The organism is Priestia sp. VA7 (genome assembly GCF_055710015.1).
In genome coordinates this window covers 1-15,884 of record NZ_JBVQPN010000022.1, presented here as the reverse complement: position 1 = coordinate 15,884, position 15,884 = coordinate 1, and the positions used below count along the sequence as shown (strand labels likewise).

The 15,884-nt window shown below is 37.7% G+C and carries 16 protein-coding genes, 1 tRNA gene, 2 rRNA genes, 1 other RNA gene and 1 other annotated feature; of the genes, 5 read left to right on the top strand and 15 right to left on the bottom strand.

Going from position 1 to position 15,884, the window contains the following annotated elements; translation table 11 throughout:
• From AC0C45_RS29595 to tadA, 8 genes are all read right to left on the bottom strand, one after another.
• Positions 1-107, bottom strand: a 16S ribosomal RNA gene (locus tag AC0C45_RS29595); the annotation flags it as partial.
• Positions 108-396: 289 nt separating this feature from the next.
• Positions 397-666 carry a pro-sigmaK processing inhibitor BofA family protein gene (locus AC0C45_RS29590; protein ID WP_013081328.1) on the bottom strand — a complete coding sequence of 90 codons (270 nt, stop codon included), beginning with the start codon at positions 664-666 and terminating at the stop codon, positions 397-399.
• A gap of 116 nt (positions 667-782) precedes the next feature.
• The gene (locus AC0C45_RS29585) at positions 783-1,007 is read right to left on the bottom strand and encodes a YaaL family protein (RefSeq protein ID WP_013054840.1); all 225 of its coding nucleotides are present in this window, start codon (positions 1,005-1,007) and stop codon (positions 783-785) included.
• Between the two features lie 14 nt (positions 1,008-1,021).
• On the bottom strand, positions 1,022-1,618 hold the full coding sequence (recR, locus tag AC0C45_RS29580) for a recombination mediator RecR (RefSeq protein WP_013054839.1): 597 nt from the start codon (positions 1,616-1,618) through the stop codon (positions 1,022-1,024).
• A gap of 15 nt (positions 1,619-1,633) precedes the next feature.
• Positions 1,634-1,954 (bottom strand): YbaB/EbfC family nucleoid-associated protein, encoded by a 321-nt coding sequence (locus AC0C45_RS29575; RefSeq protein WP_013081327.1) that lies wholly within the window; start codon positions 1,952-1,954, stop codon positions 1,634-1,636.
• Between the two features lie 19 nt (positions 1,955-1,973).
• Positions 1,974-3,662 (bottom strand): DNA polymerase III subunit gamma/tau, encoded by a 1,689-nt coding sequence (gene dnaX / locus AC0C45_RS29570; protein ID WP_472929286.1) that lies wholly within the window; start codon positions 3,660-3,662, stop codon positions 1,974-1,976.
• 130 nt (positions 3,663-3,792) lie between these two features.
• An RNA gene (ffs, locus tag AC0C45_RS29565) (signal recognition particle sRNA large type) lies at positions 3,793-4,057 on the bottom strand.
• A 102-nt stretch (positions 4,058-4,159) separates the two neighbouring features.
• Positions 4,160-4,630 carry a tRNA adenosine(34) deaminase TadA gene (gene tadA / locus AC0C45_RS29560; protein ID WP_080743114.1) on the bottom strand — a complete coding sequence of 157 codons (471 nt, stop codon included), beginning with the start codon at positions 4,628-4,630 and terminating at the stop codon, positions 4,160-4,162.
• A 79-nt stretch (positions 4,631-4,709) separates the two neighbouring features.
• Between tadA and AC0C45_RS29555 the strand changes: the two genes are divergently transcribed.
• The 4 genes from AC0C45_RS29555 to AC0C45_RS29540 all read left to right on the top strand — a co-directional run bounded on the left by AC0C45_RS29555 (position 4,710) and on the right by AC0C45_RS29540 (position 8,069).
• A complete protein-coding gene (locus AC0C45_RS29555) occupies positions 4,710-5,252 on the top strand; it encodes a cysteine hydrolase family protein (protein WP_016762693.1) in 543 nt (180 codons plus the stop codon).
• A gap of 56 nt (positions 5,253-5,308) precedes the next feature.
• Positions 5,309-6,610: a glycoside hydrolase family 18 protein gene (locus AC0C45_RS29550; protein ID WP_013081323.1), complete on the top strand. Its 1,302-nt coding sequence runs from the start codon at positions 5,309-5,311 to the stop codon at positions 6,608-6,610.
• Positions 6,611-6,753: 143 nt separating this feature from the next.
• Positions 6,754-7,389 carry a deoxynucleoside kinase gene (locus tag AC0C45_RS29545; protein WP_013081322.1) on the top strand — a complete coding sequence of 212 codons (636 nt, stop codon included), beginning with the start codon at positions 6,754-6,756 and terminating at the stop codon, positions 7,387-7,389.
• A complete protein-coding gene (locus AC0C45_RS29540) occupies positions 7,389-8,069 on the top strand; it encodes a deoxynucleoside kinase (protein WP_013054832.1) in 681 nt (226 codons plus the stop codon). The genes AC0C45_RS29545 and AC0C45_RS29540 overlap by 1 nt, the downstream gene beginning before the upstream one ends.
• A gap of 120 nt (positions 8,070-8,189) precedes the next feature.
• Here AC0C45_RS29540 and AC0C45_RS29535 read toward each other — a convergent pair.
• The 6 genes from AC0C45_RS29535 to guaB form a co-directional block, all read right to left on the bottom strand.
• Positions 8,190-8,282, bottom strand: a tRNA-Ser gene (locus AC0C45_RS29535).
• A 111-nt stretch (positions 8,283-8,393) separates the two neighbouring features.
• Positions 8,394-9,671, bottom strand: a complete 1,278-nt coding sequence (gene serS, locus AC0C45_RS29530) for a serine--tRNA ligase (RefSeq protein ID WP_016762690.1) — start codon at positions 9,669-9,671, stop codon at positions 8,394-8,396.
• Between the two features lie 52 nt (positions 9,672-9,723).
• Positions 9,724-9,936 (bottom strand) — a binding site (T-box leader).
• A gap of 57 nt (positions 9,937-9,993) precedes the next feature.
• On the bottom strand, positions 9,994-10,581 hold the full coding sequence (gene pdxT / locus AC0C45_RS29525) for a pyridoxal 5'-phosphate synthase glutaminase subunit PdxT (RefSeq protein ID WP_016762689.1): 588 nt from the start codon (positions 10,579-10,581) through the stop codon (positions 9,994-9,996).
• A 21-nt stretch (positions 10,582-10,602) separates the two neighbouring features.
• Complete coding sequence (gene pdxS, locus AC0C45_RS29520) at positions 10,603-11,490, bottom strand: pyridoxal 5'-phosphate synthase lyase subunit PdxS (protein WP_013054829.1); 888 nt, start codon at positions 11,488-11,490, stop codon at positions 10,603-10,605.
• 189 nt (positions 11,491-11,679) lie between these two features.
• Positions 11,680-13,035, bottom strand: coding sequence for a serine hydrolase (locus AC0C45_RS29515; RefSeq protein WP_237893240.1), 1,356 nt, complete (start codon positions 13,033-13,035; stop codon positions 11,680-11,682).
• A 149-nt stretch (positions 13,036-13,184) separates the two neighbouring features.
• On the bottom strand, positions 13,185-14,651 hold the full coding sequence (gene guaB / locus AC0C45_RS29510; protein WP_013081319.1) for an IMP dehydrogenase: 1,467 nt from the start codon (positions 14,649-14,651) through the stop codon (positions 13,185-13,187).
• A 116-nt stretch (positions 14,652-14,767) separates the two neighbouring features.
• Here guaB and AC0C45_RS29505 point away from each other — a divergent pair, with 116 nt between their 5' ends.
• A complete protein-coding gene (locus AC0C45_RS29505; RefSeq protein WP_034648173.1) occupies positions 14,768-15,733 on the top strand; it encodes a YaaC family protein in 966 nt (321 codons plus the stop codon).
• Positions 15,734-15,758: 25 nt separating this feature from the next.
• Here the strand turns inward: AC0C45_RS29505 and rrf are convergent.
• Positions 15,759-15,874: ribosomal RNA gene (rrf, locus tag AC0C45_RS29500) — 5S ribosomal RNA — on the bottom strand.
• Between the last annotated feature and the right edge of the window lie 10 nt (positions 15,875-15,884).

Genomic DNA, 15,884 nt, shown 5'->3' with positions numbered 1-15,884 from the left:
TCCGCCGCTAACGTCATAGAAGCAAGCTTCTAATCAGTTCGCTCGACTTGCATGTATTAGGCACGCCGCCAGCGTTCATCCTGAGCCAGGATCAAACTCTCCGAAGAAATGTTTGACTTGCTCAATTCAAAAAATAAAAATTAACGTTGACGTTTACTATTTCGTTCAGTTTTCAAAGAACTCTTGTCTCAAGGCGACTTTCTTATCTTACCACCTCAAGAATAACTTGTCAACAACTTTTTTCATTAAGTTATTTTCGAGTTATTTTTTGTTGTTGTCTTAGCGACGTATATAAATATAACATCTGTTAACTTGTTGGTCAACAACTTTTTCAAAAAAAATAAAAGTTTTCTCGAAAAGATTCCAGAAAACTTTTATTTTGGATATTCCTCCAAATTATAATATGAAATTATTAATAACAAGTAAGGCAGCTATGCCTGGAATACCTAAAATAGCTGAAACAATGGCTGTGGGGAAATTAATAGGGATATGAATACCAAACTGTACGCCAAAGATGTTAATAAAGAAAAGCAGCAGAACGCCAATAATAAGCTTGATCGATAAATTTCCAATGACTCGAAGCATTTTTTCAACACCACCTGTTACTAAGAGTAGAATGATTAGCCCTATTAAAAAAGACACAACTACAATGGGATGATTTAGCATGTTGCCTCCTTCTTAAAGCAGATAAGTTATCTTATATGTATGTCCAAGCATTCAAAAAAAGCACTACTTCCCGGAGGGAAATCCTTATTTTATAAAGACAACAAAACAGGATGCCTCTATGACATCCTGTTAATTGAAATATTTCGATGCTTGGCTTCTTTTAATAGAAAAAGATACTTCATTTTGGCTAATCGAATATCTACCATTACCTCTTCTGAAGGATCTACACTTCTTTCTACCATTGAAGTTTTGTGACTCCATTCCTGCTTTACTTGCATAAAAGTCTTCACAAATTCATCATCGTACTCTTTGCGTAACCAACCTTTTCTTTTAAAAAACATATGCAAGTACCTCGTTATACTTCTCTTCTACCTTCTAGTGCTTTAGATAATGTTACTTCATCTGCGTACTCAAGATCTCCTCCAACGGGTAACCCATGAGCAATTCTAGTAATTTTAATTCCTGTCGGCTTTAAGAGCCTAGAGATATACATAGCCGTAGCTTCGCCCTCTATATTCGGGTTAGTGGCTAAAATCACTTCTTGAATCTCATCATCTTGAAGTCTTTTTAATAACTCTGGTACTTTGATATCTTCAGGCCCTATTCCTTCCATAGGTGAAATTGCGCCATGCAGGACATGATACAAGCCGTTATATTCTTTCATTTTCTCCATTGCAATGACATCCTTAGGGTCTTGCACGACACATACCACATTTCGCTCTCTGCGCTGATCTTGACAAATGTAACAAGGATCTTGATCTGTGATATGTCCGCAAACTGAACAATAGGTTAAATTTCGCTTCGCATTGACTAATGCTTTTGCAAAATCTAATACTGTATCTTCTTTCATAGATAAAACAAAGAACGCTAAGCGAACAGCTGTTTTTGGACCAATGCCGGGTAACTTCATAAAACTATCTATAAGCTTTGATATTGGTTCTGGATAATGCACGTGGCAACCACCTTATTAAAGTCCTGGAATATTTAAACCTTTTGTAAATTGACCCATTGTGTTATTTGTTAAATCGTCCATTTGTTTTAATGCGTCATTTGTTGCTGCTAGTACTAAATCTTGTAGCATTTCAATATCTTCAGGATCTACTACATCCTCTTTAATATTTACATCAATTACTTGTTTCTGACCGTTAACTACAACTGTTACCATTCCGCCGCCAGCTGTACCTTCAACAGTTTTTTCAGCTAACTCTTCCTGCGCTTTTTGCATATCTTTTTGCATTTTTTGCATTTGTTTCATCATTTTTTGCATATTGCCCATGCCTTTCATCATATGAACATTCCTCCTAAATTTACTCTTGAATTTCGATTAAGTCTTCTCCAAATAGCTTTTTCGCTTCTGCAACCACAGGGTCTTCCTCCTGTGGTTGACCTGATGACCCATCACTTTGCTGTCCTTGAAGAAACTCTTCTCTTACTTTATCCCATTCGCTTTCTGGAATTGCAACCATTTCACGCTTGCTGCCAATTAAAGTATATAAGATATTCTCTAAATTATCACGTACATTGTTGTTATTTTCAGAAGCCATTTTGCAATGAATTTCATATTTGAATTTAAGTATAAATGATTGATCTGAAGACGCAACCGGTTCACTGTTAGATAACAACGCTGCATGTGAAGCTTTATTTTGTTGTTTCAATGTGTCCAACACCTGCGCCCAAGATCGCTTAATTGTTTCTAAATTCTGCCGAGTGGCATTTTTTAGAACTTCATTTACCTTCCCAACAGGCGTCTTGTACTGACTTCTGGACTGTCTTATCTGTTTTTTCTCTGTTTGCACTGCCTGAGCTGTATGATCAACTTGAATGCCTTTTTCTTTTAACTGCTGCAGTTCTGCTTCCATTTGATTCATTTTTTGCAAAATGTCTTGATAGGGAAGAGCACTCTCTTGATTTGTAGAACTTTGAGCTAATTTTACTAAAGCTACTTCAAGTAGCACTCGAGGATGATTACTCCATTTCATCTCTTGCTGAGTTTGGTTCAATTCAGCAATGACTTTATAAATAAAAGCACTATCCATTTTTGAACTGAGTTCTTTAAACTCTTCGTTAACCGCTGCTTTTTCAAGTAAATATGCATTTTCTTCAGAAGCTTGATAAAGCAGAACATCACGATAATAGAAGATGAGGTCCTCTACAAACCTCGCTGGATCTTTTCCGTTTTTAATCAAACTTTCAACAGAGTCTAGCGCTTCTACGATGTTTTTATTAAAGATAGCTTGGACGATCTTCACAATAAAAGACTGTGATACTGCTCCTGTTATGGATAGAACATCCTCCAAGCCCACCTTATCCGTACTATACGAGATAGATTGGTCTAAAAGACTAAGTGCATCACGCATGCCGCCTTCTGAAGCTTTCGCAATTTCGTAAAGAGCATCCTCGCTTACTTCTAGCTCTTCAGAACCTAATACTTCCTTCATTCGATATACGATATCTTCTGGCGAAATGCGTTTGAAATCAAAGCGCTGACATCTAGAGATAATCGTTAATGGAATTTTATGCGGCTCTGTTGTAGCTAAAATAAAGATAACATGTGCAGGAGGTTCTTCTAACGTTTTTAACAAAGCGTTAAAAGCTCCAATTGAAAGCATATGAACCTCATCAATAATATACACTTTGTATCGAACAGCACTAGGTGCATATTTTACTTTATCACGGATATCTCGAATTTCATCGACTCCATTATTAGAAGCTGCATCAATTTCAATTACATCAGAAATGGAACCATCAGTAATTCCCCGACAAGTTGCACATTCATTACAGGGTTCAGCAATGGGTGCTTTTTCACAGTTAACGGCTTTCGCTAAAATTTTAGCAGCTGTTGTCTTTCCTGTCCCTCGAGGCCCAGAAAATAAATACGCATGCGAAAATTTCTCTTGGACAAGGGCATTTTGAAGTGTTTTGATAATATGTTGTTGACCGACTACGTCGTTAAAGCTTTGAGGACGGTATACACGGTACAGAGCCTGATATGCCACTACATCCTCTCCTTTTAATATAATTCATTAGTTATCATTATAGCGTATTATGAGGTTTTTTTTCAAAATAGTGAGAGATAAAATAAAAAGCCTACTCCAACAGAGTAGACTAAACTTATGTATATAACTGCCGTGCACCTTCCGTCGATTAGCCACCCCAGGCGTTACTTAAGCAGTTAGCTCGGTTCAGGCGACCCCATGGCACATGAGAGATTCTGCTTACTGCTGCTTCCTTCCGGACCTGACAGGGTTCACAGATTCCCATTGCATAGGACCCAAACGTCAACACCACTTACTTAAGGCAGGCCCTAAGATGAGCTAACCTCAAGAAGGAATTCGGCCTCGCTAGAGCGGATTGCGAGTACAGGGCACCGCTACCTCCCCGCTTAGCACGGCAAAGTTGAAACCAATAGTTTGGGCATCAAGTTGATGCATTTACAAGTATACGTCTTTTCATTCAAAAATGCAACCGCTATAGAAAACTTACTTTTTTAGCGCTATTTTCCAGACTTTTTTCGTTGACGCAACTCACGAAAAAAGGTCGTTAAGAGGCTCCCGCATTCTTTTTCTAGCATACCTCCTACTACTTCTGCTTGATGATTAAACTTTTCAAACTCTAATAAATTTAACAATGTTCCCGCGCAGCCACCTTTAGGATCATAAGCGCCAAACACAACTCTTTTCACTCTTGATAATACAATAGCACCTGCACACATCGGACATGGTTCTAAGGTGACATATAATGTAGCGTCTTCCAATCTCCATGTTCTTAGTTTCTTACATGCTTCATCAATTGCTAAAAGTTCCGCATGAGCAACTGATCGCTGTTCTGTTTCTCGTAAGTTATAAGCTGAAGCAACCACCTCATCATTTTGAACAATAACTGCTCCAATGGGAACCTCTAATTTATCTTTGGCTTTTAATGCTTCATCAATTGCCAACCTCATATACTTTTCATCATTTAACACTTTTTATCCAACCTTACATATTATATTTTTTCTGAGTCAAACTATTTACTATGTACATCAGGAAAAGGAGAGACCTTGTGTGAAGAACGCTAAAACTGCTTTAATTATTATTGATATGCTAAACGATTTTCAATTTAAAAACGGCAAAATACTTGCTGAAAAATCTTTAACAATTGCTCAAAATATTTCCAAATTAAAACAATATGCCTCTTCTCAACATATCCCTATCATTTATGTCAATGACCACTATAAGCTATGGCAAGCAAACTTAGAAACCATTTTAACACACTGCACAAATGAGATAAGCTCACCCGTTCTACATCACATTTCACCACAAAACGCTGATTACTTTTTAATTAAACCAAAGCATTCTATCTTCTATGGAACAGCTTTAAATATTTTGCTATCACAGCTCGATGTTCATACACTTATTTTAACAGGAATTGCGGGAAATATATGCGTGCTTTTTTCAGCTAACGATGCTTATATGCGTGAGTATAACTTAATTGTACCTGAAGATTGTATTGCTTCAAACGCAGATGAAGACAATACCTTTGCTTTGAGAATGATGCATAATGTATTAAATGCTCATATTTGCAAACATACCGAGTTGATGAATTAAGTAAAAAGCCTTCTCATATGATGGAAGTAAGTCATATGAAATGGAGGCTTTTTATTATGCAAATTTACACTGTTAAAGCAGGTGACAGTATATATAGTATTGCAAAACAGTTCCGCATTGACGCAGGGAAAATTATAAGAGCAAATGAATTACCTAATCCAAATCAACTCGTCATCGGGCAATCTATGGTTATTCCAATCAACGGTACTTACTACACAGTAAAAGCCGGGGACACTATATGGAAGATAGGAAGAAAATTAGGCGTTAGCTATCAGGCTATTGCCAATGCGAACAATGTTTCAGTTACAGCACCCTTAACCCCTGGCCGCCGCATCTTAATTCCTCCTTCCCCCAACAAAAGAAACGGTGAGTTTTTAGGGTATGTTGAAACAAGCAATCGAAAAATCACTCCTCAAACAGAGAAAATGATTAATCAAAATGCAAAATACCTTACTTATCTCGGGCCGGCGAACTTTGAAGTGCAAAAAGACGGTTCTCTAAAGGCGCCTCCACTTAACAATTTAGGTTCTATTGCTAAAGAAAATGACGTCATTTTCTTAATGGTATTGGCTAATATTGAAAACGGCGCATTCAGTGACGAAGTCGGCCGAGCAATTTTAACTAATAAAGACGTTCAAGATACGCTTTTAAATAATATTGTAAAAACAGCGAAAGAACAAAATTTCAGAGACATTCACTTTGACTTCGAATTTTTGCGTCCGGCAGATAAAGAAGCCTATATTGCATTTTTACAGAAAGCAAAAAAGCGTCTTCAAGATGAGCAACTTCTTATGTCTGTCGCTTTAGCTCCGAAAACAAGTCGAGATCAAAAAGGCAAATGGTATGAAGCACATGATTATAAAGCCATTGGAGAGATTGCTAACTTCGTTGTTCCGATGACATACGAATGGGGATATAGCGGTGGGCCTCCTATGGCCGTCTCTCCTATTGGTCCCGTACGTGATGTTTTAGAATATGCAGTATCTGAAATACCTAGTTCAAAAATTATCATGGGTCAAAATCTATACGGTTACGATTGGACACTTCCTTACAAACCAGGAGGAGAATATGCCAAGGCCATTAGTCCTCAACGAGCTATTGAGTTGGCAGCTCGCTATAAAGTAGCGATTCAATACGACAATAAAGCACAAGCTCCTTTCTTCCGGTATAAAGATGAACAGCAGCGCACCCACGAAGTATGGTTTGAAGACGCTAGGTCTATTCAGGCCAAGTTTGATTTAATCAAAGAATTAAAACTTAGAGGAATGGCCTACTGGAAACTAGGCTTAGATTTCCCGCAAAACTGGCTCTTGATTGAAGACAACTTCAAAATTACAAAAAGAGTGACACAACCATAAATAGGGAAAGCTTACTGTGAACAGTAGGCTTTTTGTTATTCTTCTTACTGAAAGAAATTTCTTTTCCCCTTATTCTCCTTCTCTATGTTAAAATATTTTTTGTCTGTTTTTTTTGAACGAGTGGTCATGAAGGAGGCAAATGAATGCAAGGCACACCTTTTATTTCAGTAGAAGGACCCATCGGTGTCGGAAAAACCTCTCTAGCTAAAGAGATTGCACAAGCATTTCAATTCGAAATTTTAAAAGAAATCGTAGATGAAAATCCATTTCTCGGGAAATTTTATGAAAATATCAACGAGTGGAGTTTTCAAACCGAAATGTTTTTTCTATGTAATCGATATAAGCAGTTGGAGGATATTCAAAAAGGGTTCTTATCTTATAAAAAACCTGTTGTAGCAGATTATCATATTATGAAAAACATGATTTTTGCTGAGCAAACGTTAAAAGATGAACAGTATAAAAAATATGTACAAATCTTCCACATCTTAACGGCTGATATGCCAGCTCCGAACATTATTATTTATTTAAATGCCAGTTTAGATACCTTGTTAAAGCGGATTAAAATGCGCGGAAGAGAAATTGAACGAAACATCGATCCTCACTACCTTGCGAGGCTAAGTGATGATTATGAAAAGGCTATGTCGGCATTTGAACAAAATAATCCTGATGTAACCATTTTACGTTATGACGGTGATGAAATAGATTTTGTACAAAATAAACAACACTTAAATAGAATCTTATCAGAGGTTCAAGAAAGTATGTTAAAAAGGAGTATGTAATGGTAAACTTACGATCAAAATACAACATTCCTAATGATGCTGTGTTGACGATAGCGGGTACAGTTGGAGTTGGGAAATCTACAATGACTCAATCATTGGCTGATGCTCTCCAATTTCGCACATCGTTTGAAAAAGTAGATTCCAACCCTTACCTGGACAAATTTTATGGAGATTTTGAACGTTGGAGCTTCCACCTACAGGTATATTTTCTAGCGGAACGCTTTAAAGAACAAAAGAAAATTTTCGAGTATGGCGGCGGCTTCATCCAAGACAGATCCATTTACGAAGATACCGGTATCTTTGCTAAGATGCATTTTGAAAAAGGAACGATGTCTAAAGTAGACTATGAAACATATACAAGCTTGTTCGATGCAATGGTTATGACTCCGTATTTTCCTCATCCGGATCTGCTCATTTATTTGGAAGGCAGCTTCGAAGATATTGTAGATCGCATTCAAGAAAGAGGGCGACCAATGGAACAGCAAACGCCTCTTGATTATTGGAAAGAGATGCACGCCCGATACGAAGACTGGATTAATAACTTTACGGCTTGCCCTATTCTTCGTTTAGATATTAGAGAATACGACCTTATCAAGGATCCTGATTCAATTGAATCAATTGTTGAAAAAGTGGCTCGCTTTTTACAACATAATGAAAAGCTAAAACGTCGTCATCTATAAAAAAATGCCGCTTTAATAGATAAAGCGGCATTTTTAACAAATAAAAAACCGTTACTTATAAGTAACGGTTTTCCAATCTCCAATTTATCGCGCTATGTTAATTGCATTATAAGTCAAATATGGCGGAGGAAGAGGGATTCGAACCCCCGCGGGCTTTAACACCCCTGTCGGTTTTCAAGACCGATCCCTTCAGCCGGACTTGGGTATTCCTCCGTATCGACAAGTATTAATTTATCATATACAAATAATGAAGTCAACCCTTTTATTGATTTTTTAAAAAAAGATGTTCATTAAGAATTAATTCTTAATGAACATCTTCTACTTTTATTTAGAGATAAATTCTTTATTTCCCATATATGGACGCAGCACTTCTGGAATTTGAATTGATCCATCTTCCTGCTGGTAGTTTTCTAAAATTGCAGCTACCGTACGGCCAATTGCTAAGCCAGAACCATTTAGTGTATGAACATGTTCTGGTTTTGCTTTTGTATCACGGCGGAAGCGAATATTAGCACGGCGAGCTTGGAAGCTTTCAAAGTTTGAACAAGAAGAAATTTCACGATACGTTTCATAACTTGGAATCCAAACTTCAATATCATACTTTTTGGCTGCTGTGAAACCTAAGTCAGCTGTACACATGCTTAGAACTCGGTAAGGTAAACCTAATAGTTGAAGAACCTTTTCAGCATGGCCCGTTAATTTTTCTAATTCATCATAAGAATCTTCTGGCTTAACAAAGCGAACGAGTTCTACTTTATTAAACTGATGCTGACGAATAAGACCACGTGTATCTCTTCCTGCAGAGCCTGCTTCAGAGCGGAAGCAAGCACTATACGCTGTATAAGCAATTGGAAGCTGATCTCCGCTTAAAATTTCATCACGATGTAAATTTGTAACTGGTACTTCAGCTGTAGGAATTAAGAAATAATCTTCTTCTTTAATCTTGAATGCATCTTCTTCAAATTTAGGAAGCTGCCCTGTTCCTGTCATGCTTGTGCGATTCACCATATATGGAGGAAGGATTTCTTCATAACCATGCTCATCCATATGTAAATCCATCATAAAGTTAATAAGAGCGCGTTCTAATCTTGCACCTAACCCTTTATAAAAGACAAAGCGGCTTCCCGTTACTTTCGAAGCTCTTTCAAAATCTAAAATATTTAAATCTGTTCCTAAATCCCAATGCGGTTTTGGTTCAAAATCAAATTGTTTAATTTCTCCCCATTTGCGAACTTCTACGTTATCATCTTCAGTTTCACCTACAGGCGTACTTTCATGTGGAACGTTAGGAATTGAAAGCAGCAATAGTTCTAATTCTTCTTCAACGCTGCGAAGCTCTTCATCCAATTGCTTTACGCGATCTCCTACTTCACGCATTTCAACGATTAAATGATCAGCATCTTGTTTTTCACGCTTCAATTGTGCAATTTGCTGTGATACTTCATTTCGCTTGCTTTTTAACTCTTCTGTTTGAGCAATTAGCTCACGGCGTTTTGCATCTAAATCTTCAAAGCGACCTAAGTCCGTTAAGTCCTCACCACGAAACTTGAGCTTTTCTTTTACTTCATTAAAATTAGCACGTAAAAATTTTAAATCTAACATACTTAGTACCTCCTTTAGTATAAAAGGGCAAAATAAAAACTCTCATCCCCATGAAAGGGACGAGAGTTTACCCGCGTTGCCACCCTAATTGAAAGCTAAAATAAGCCTTCCTCTTAAACCAGATAACGGATGAACCGAAACTGCCTACTACTTTTTCGACAGCTTGCTCCAGGACGGATTCATAAGAATTGATTATCGATTCACACCAGCCATCGACTCTCTTGAAATCAAAAATCTTATTACTATTTCCTATCAACGCTTTATACCAATATCATTTTTATTAATCATAATGTACTACAAGTCTTTACAAGATGCAATTCATTTATACAGGTTTTTTTGAAGCTTCTTCAACCATTGCTACAAAATACTGCGCCATGCGGGCATCATCTGTCAATTCTGGATGAAACGAACATCCCAAGAATTGACCTTGTCTTGCCGCAACGATTCGGTCGTTATGCATAGCTAAGACTTCAACGTTTTCTCCTACTTCTACAATATGCGGAGCACGGATAAATACGCCTATAAAACCTTCACCGATATCTTTAATATTTAAGGCAGCTTCAAAGCTATCCCGTTGACGCCCAAACGAGTTTCGAGCTACCGTAATATCCATAACACCTAAATGGGGCTCTTCACGGTCAACGACTTGTCCTGCGAGTAAAATTAAACCCGCACACGTACCAAATACCGGTTTACCTGCTTGTGCAAACTGGCGAAGAGGTTCCATAAAGTCATATTTGTCAATCAGACGACGCATCGCTGTGCTTTCCCCGCCCGGTAGGATTAAACCATCTATTTCGTTTAGCTGTTCAACTTTTTTTATGATAATGGCTTCAGCGCCTGCTGCTTCTAATGCTTGTGCATGCTCGCGAAAGGCACCTTGTAATCCTAACACGCCTACTTTTACCATTTTGTCAAAACTCCCTTTAAATTACCATCCACGCTCTTGCATGCGGTTTTCTGGTAATAATGATGAAATTTCAATCCCTTTCATTGCACTTCCTAACCCTTTTGATAAGTTTGCAATCAGTTCATAGTCTTGATAATGTGTTGTTGCTTCCACGATTGCACGTGCAAACTTTTCAGGGTTGTCTGATTTAAAGATTCCTGATCCAACGAACACGCCGTCTGCTCCAAGCTGCATCATTAACGCTGCATCTGCTGGTGTTGCTACACCGCCTGCTGCAAAGTTTACAACTGGTAAACGACCTTCACGTTTAATTTGCAGTAATAACTCATAAGGTGCGCCTAATAGTTTTGCTTCTGTCATTAACTCATCTTCGTCCATGCCCACAACTTTACGTACTTGAGCGTTTACTTGACGCATATGACGTACTGCTTCCACGATGTTCCCTGTCCCTGGTTCGCCCTTTGTACGAAGCATTGCAGCTCCTTCAGCAATACGACGAGATGCTTCGCCAAGATCACGGCAACCGCACACAAATGGAACCGTAAATGTATTTTTATTTAAATGAAACTCCTCATCAGCTGGAGTCAACACTTCACTTTCATCGATGTAGTCTACACCCATCGCTTCTAGCACGCGTGCTTCAACAATATGGCCAATACGAGCTTTTGCCATAACTGGAATGGACACAGCATTCATCACTTCTTCAACAATTGTTGGGTCTGCCATACGAGACACGCCGCCTGCTGCACGGATATCAGCTGGAACACGCTCTAATGCCATAACGGCAACAGCGCCTGCTGCTTCTGCAATTTTTGCTTGCTCTGCATTGATCACGTCCATGATAACGCCACCTTTTTGCATTTCCGCCATTCCCCGTTTTACACGATCAGTACCTGTAATGTTATTCATGTTTGTCTTCCTCCTGTATCAAGTGTTTCACAATAATTTTTAGTGTATATACAAAATTCAAAACTTAGTGTCTATTTTACCGCATTTTTCGGAAAATTCCTATCTAATTTATAGATTATATACAAACAAATCTAAAATAAAAAAAAGAGATACTCTCTTGTAGTATCTCTTCTTTCTCTTGAGTTATCATTAAAACCAGTTATTCACTGTATTTGCAGCATTCATCCAAATATCGCTGAAGAAGTTGCCAATACTGCGGATAGCGAGAGAGAACCATCCAGCTTTTTCAACAGATTCGTTTGTCATAACCGGCGTCATGCTATCTGTAGTTTGACCTCCTACATAGCCTAAATCTTTAAGATTGCTGTTTGTTGCACTCACATAAGCAACTGTTTCTCCTTTTTTAATAGGAGCAACAACTTTTTGATCGTTCATAACTTTATCGTTTAACTTAAAGTTGATTTTAGTATGATCTTTTTGACCTTTTTTGGTAATAATTTTTACCGAATTCTTTGGAGAAACGGAAGCTTCTTTTGATTTTCCTTTAGCAACATCAATTGTTTCATGCCCTTTAATCTCGCCGTTAGCAGGCACTACTTCTTTTAACTGAAAATGACTAAAAGCATAATCCAATATCTTTTTTGTTTGGGAAAAACGAGCAGCTTCCGTAGACTTGCCGTTTTCCTTAGCATTCATTACAACTGTTATGTATCTTACCCCGTTACGCTCTGCAGTCCCAGTGAAACATTGACCTGCAAAATCTGTATGGCCAGTTTTTAAACCGTCTACGCCGCTGTAGGCAGCTGAAAAACCTGGGAGCATCTTATTCCAATTGTTCATTTTTGTTTCGCCTTGTTGCCCTTGTCTAAACATCTTAGAAGGAGTTTTAGCTACTTCCAAAGATTCTGGATAATCATGGATTAAGTGATAAGCAAGGGTAGCAACTGCCCGAGCCGATAGAAGGTTCTCATCTTCTTCCTTCGTTCCTTTTGGATACATTCCTTTTAACAGAGAATTAGAAAGACCTGTAGAATTGACAAATTTTGATTCACCCATATTTAATCTTTTTGCCGTTTCGTTCATTAACTTAATAAAGTTTTCTTCAGAATCACTGACAGCTTCAGCTAAAGCAATTGCAGCTCCATTAGCTGAGTAAATAGCCATGGCATCATATAATTCTTTCACCGTGTATTTTTGGTTTTCAATTAACGGTACATTCGATAATCCATAATCCTGAGAAATTTTAGCTGCATATTTACTAACTGGCACACGTTGATCCCAAGATAATTTCTTATCTTTTATGGATTCTAATACTAGGTATTCCGTCATCATTTTTGTCATGCTTGCAATACCTAATAAAGCATCCGCATTTTTCCCGTATAATACTTTCCCCGTACTTGCCTCTACTAAGATCGCTGCATCTGCTTCAACGCCAATATCATCTGTTTTAGGAGCAGCTGATGCTTGTGTAGAGACAAAAAATACGCTGGCCATTAACATAACAGCAATGACACAAATTAATTGTTTCTGTACTGCGTTTCTCACTCTATACCCTCCAAACGTAAACTCACATAAATGTAATTTTATCATATTAAAATTTAAAAAAATAGATAAAGAAGTACTGTTACATTCATGATCCATGACTTAAAAAACACGTTTCCCTAATAGGGAAACGTGTTTTTTAGCATTCATGATTATCTCATAGAATAGTTAGGAGATTCTTTTGTGATTTGTACATCATGTGGGTGGCTTTCTCTTAAACCTGCTCCAGTCATACGAATGAATTGTGCCTGTTCACGTAACGCTTCTAAGTTAGCTGAACCACAGTAACCCATTCCTGCGCGTAAACCGCCAATCATTTGATATAAAGTATCTGCTACAGGTCCTTTGTAAGGCAAACGTCCTTCGATACCTTCTGGGACTAATTTTTTATTATCTTCTTGGAAGTATCGATCTTTACTTCCTTTTTCCATAGCTCCTACAGAGCCCATTCCACGGTACACTTTAAAGCGTCTACCCTGGTAGATTTCTGTTTCTCCAGGACTTTCTGTCGTCCCTGCTAGAAGGCTTCCTAGCATTACTGTATGTCCACCAGCCGCAAGTGCTTTTACAATATCTCCAGAGTATTTAATACCGCCATCTGCGATAATAGCTACACCGTGCTTACGAGCTTCAGTTGCACAGTCATATACTGCTGTAATTTGTGGAACGCCTACACCAGCTACAACACGAGTTGTACAAATTGAACCAGGTCCAATTCCTACTTTTACTACGTTTGCTCCTGCTTCAATTAATGCTTTTGTACCTTCAGCAGTTGCTACGTTACCAGCAATAATATTTAACTCTGGATATGCCTCGCGAATGCTGCTTACCGTATCTAAAACGCCTTGTGAATGTCCATGCGCTGTATCAATAACGATAACATCAACGCCAGCTTGTACTAATTTTTCGATACGAACGTTTGAATCAGCTGTTACGCCAACAGCTGCTCCAACTAATAATCGACCTTGTTGATCTTTAGCTGCATTTGGAAACTCAATTACTTTTTCAATGTCTTTAATTGTGATAAGGCCTTTTAATACGCCATTGTCATCTACAAGAGGTAACTTTTCAATTTTGTATTGCTGTAGAATTTTCTCTGCTTCTTCTAAAGTCGTTCCTACTGGGGCAGTAACCAATTCTTCTTTTGTCATTACATCAGCAATTTGCATTGAATAATCTTGGATAAAACGCAAGTCGCGGTTTGTAAGGATTCCAACTAGTTTTTGTTCTTCTTCGTTGTTGACAATCGGCACACCTGAGATACGATATTTGCCCATTAAATGTTCAGCAGCAAATACTTGGTTTTCAGGAGTTAAAAAGAAAGGATCCGTGATAACACCACTTTCAGAACGTTTTACTTTATCAACTTGTTCTGCTTGCTGTTCAATCGACATGTTTTTGTGAATGATACCTAAACCACCTTGTCTAGCCATCGCAATAGCCATTTCAGCTTCTGTAACTGTATCCATTCCTGCACTGATGAACGGCACCTTTAATTTTAATGTTTTTGTTAGTTCAACACTCATATCAACGTCTTTAGGTAGTACCTCAGATTTTGCTGGCACCAGTAAAACGTCATCAAATGTTAAGCCTTCTTTAGAAAATTTGCTTTCCCACATTATAGAATCCTCCTTTAAACGACAGAATATTATTAGTAGATTAACAAGCAGATATGTACCTGTCAATAACTTCACTAGATATCAGATAATTCTAATAAAAAGAAAAGGTGATTTAATTGCATAAATTTAATGATGTTTGGACGTCCTACAATTTATTTTTCTCCGTTCCTTTTGTACAAGACTTTTTAAAAAAGCGCTATCAAAAATTGAATTATAGCGATGCAGAGCAACATAGCTTTAAAAACAGTTACCCCTTTATTTATTATCTGGAACACAGTAAAAATTATTATCAAGTTGCGGCACAATCTCCTGTATCAGTTCAACCAGTTTTATTATTTTATGGAATGTCACAGCTGTTAAAAGCCTGTTTGTTAACGCAAAATCCAGTATATCCAGAAAATACAGCGGTGTTAGCACATGGAGTATCAACACGAAAAAGAAAAAAACAAAGTTATGATTTTTTAGATGATGAAGTTAAGATCCAAAAAAGCGGTTTGTTTTCACAAGTAGGAGAAGAATTGTTTCATGTGAAACAACTGGAAGGTAGTAAATATACAATGAATTATCTGTTATCGTGCGTACCGGAATTAGATACATTATTTTTAAATTTAGGAACTGGATCATTTTCCCATTTAACAACTATTGGGTCGCTTCCAGCTACCTCTTTGTCTATTCCTGAACAAGTTACACGGTGTTATCATATGAATCACGAAAGGCTCTACTCTTTTTTAAAAGAGCGTTCCCACCTATCATTGTCTCTGTCAGAAGATCAGGTATGTATTCTTGATCCTTCAAGCTGTTTATATAATTGTTCACCTTTTATGTACAATTTCCAAAATAACACGCTGCATGCACCTTTGGAAAAAGATAGCTGCTTATATTTCCCTGAGATGTTGGCACATTACTTATTACTTTATAATTTAAGTATGATTTCACGTTATGAAACAGAGTGGTGGTATGAATTATTGCATACATACTCTTCGAAAGATTACCCATTTATCTTGAGGTTCCTTGAAGTTACGGCTCAAAAGATTCCTTACTTAATTTCTTGTTACTTAAATGAACATACAAAAAAAGACTAGCTAAAATAGCTAGTCTTTTTCAAGTGCCTGGCAACGTCCTACTCTCACAGGGACAAAGTCCCAACTACCATTGGCGCTAAAGAGCTTAACTTCCGTGTTCGGTATGGGAACGGGTGTGACCTCTTCGCTATCGCCACCAGACAAGAGATTG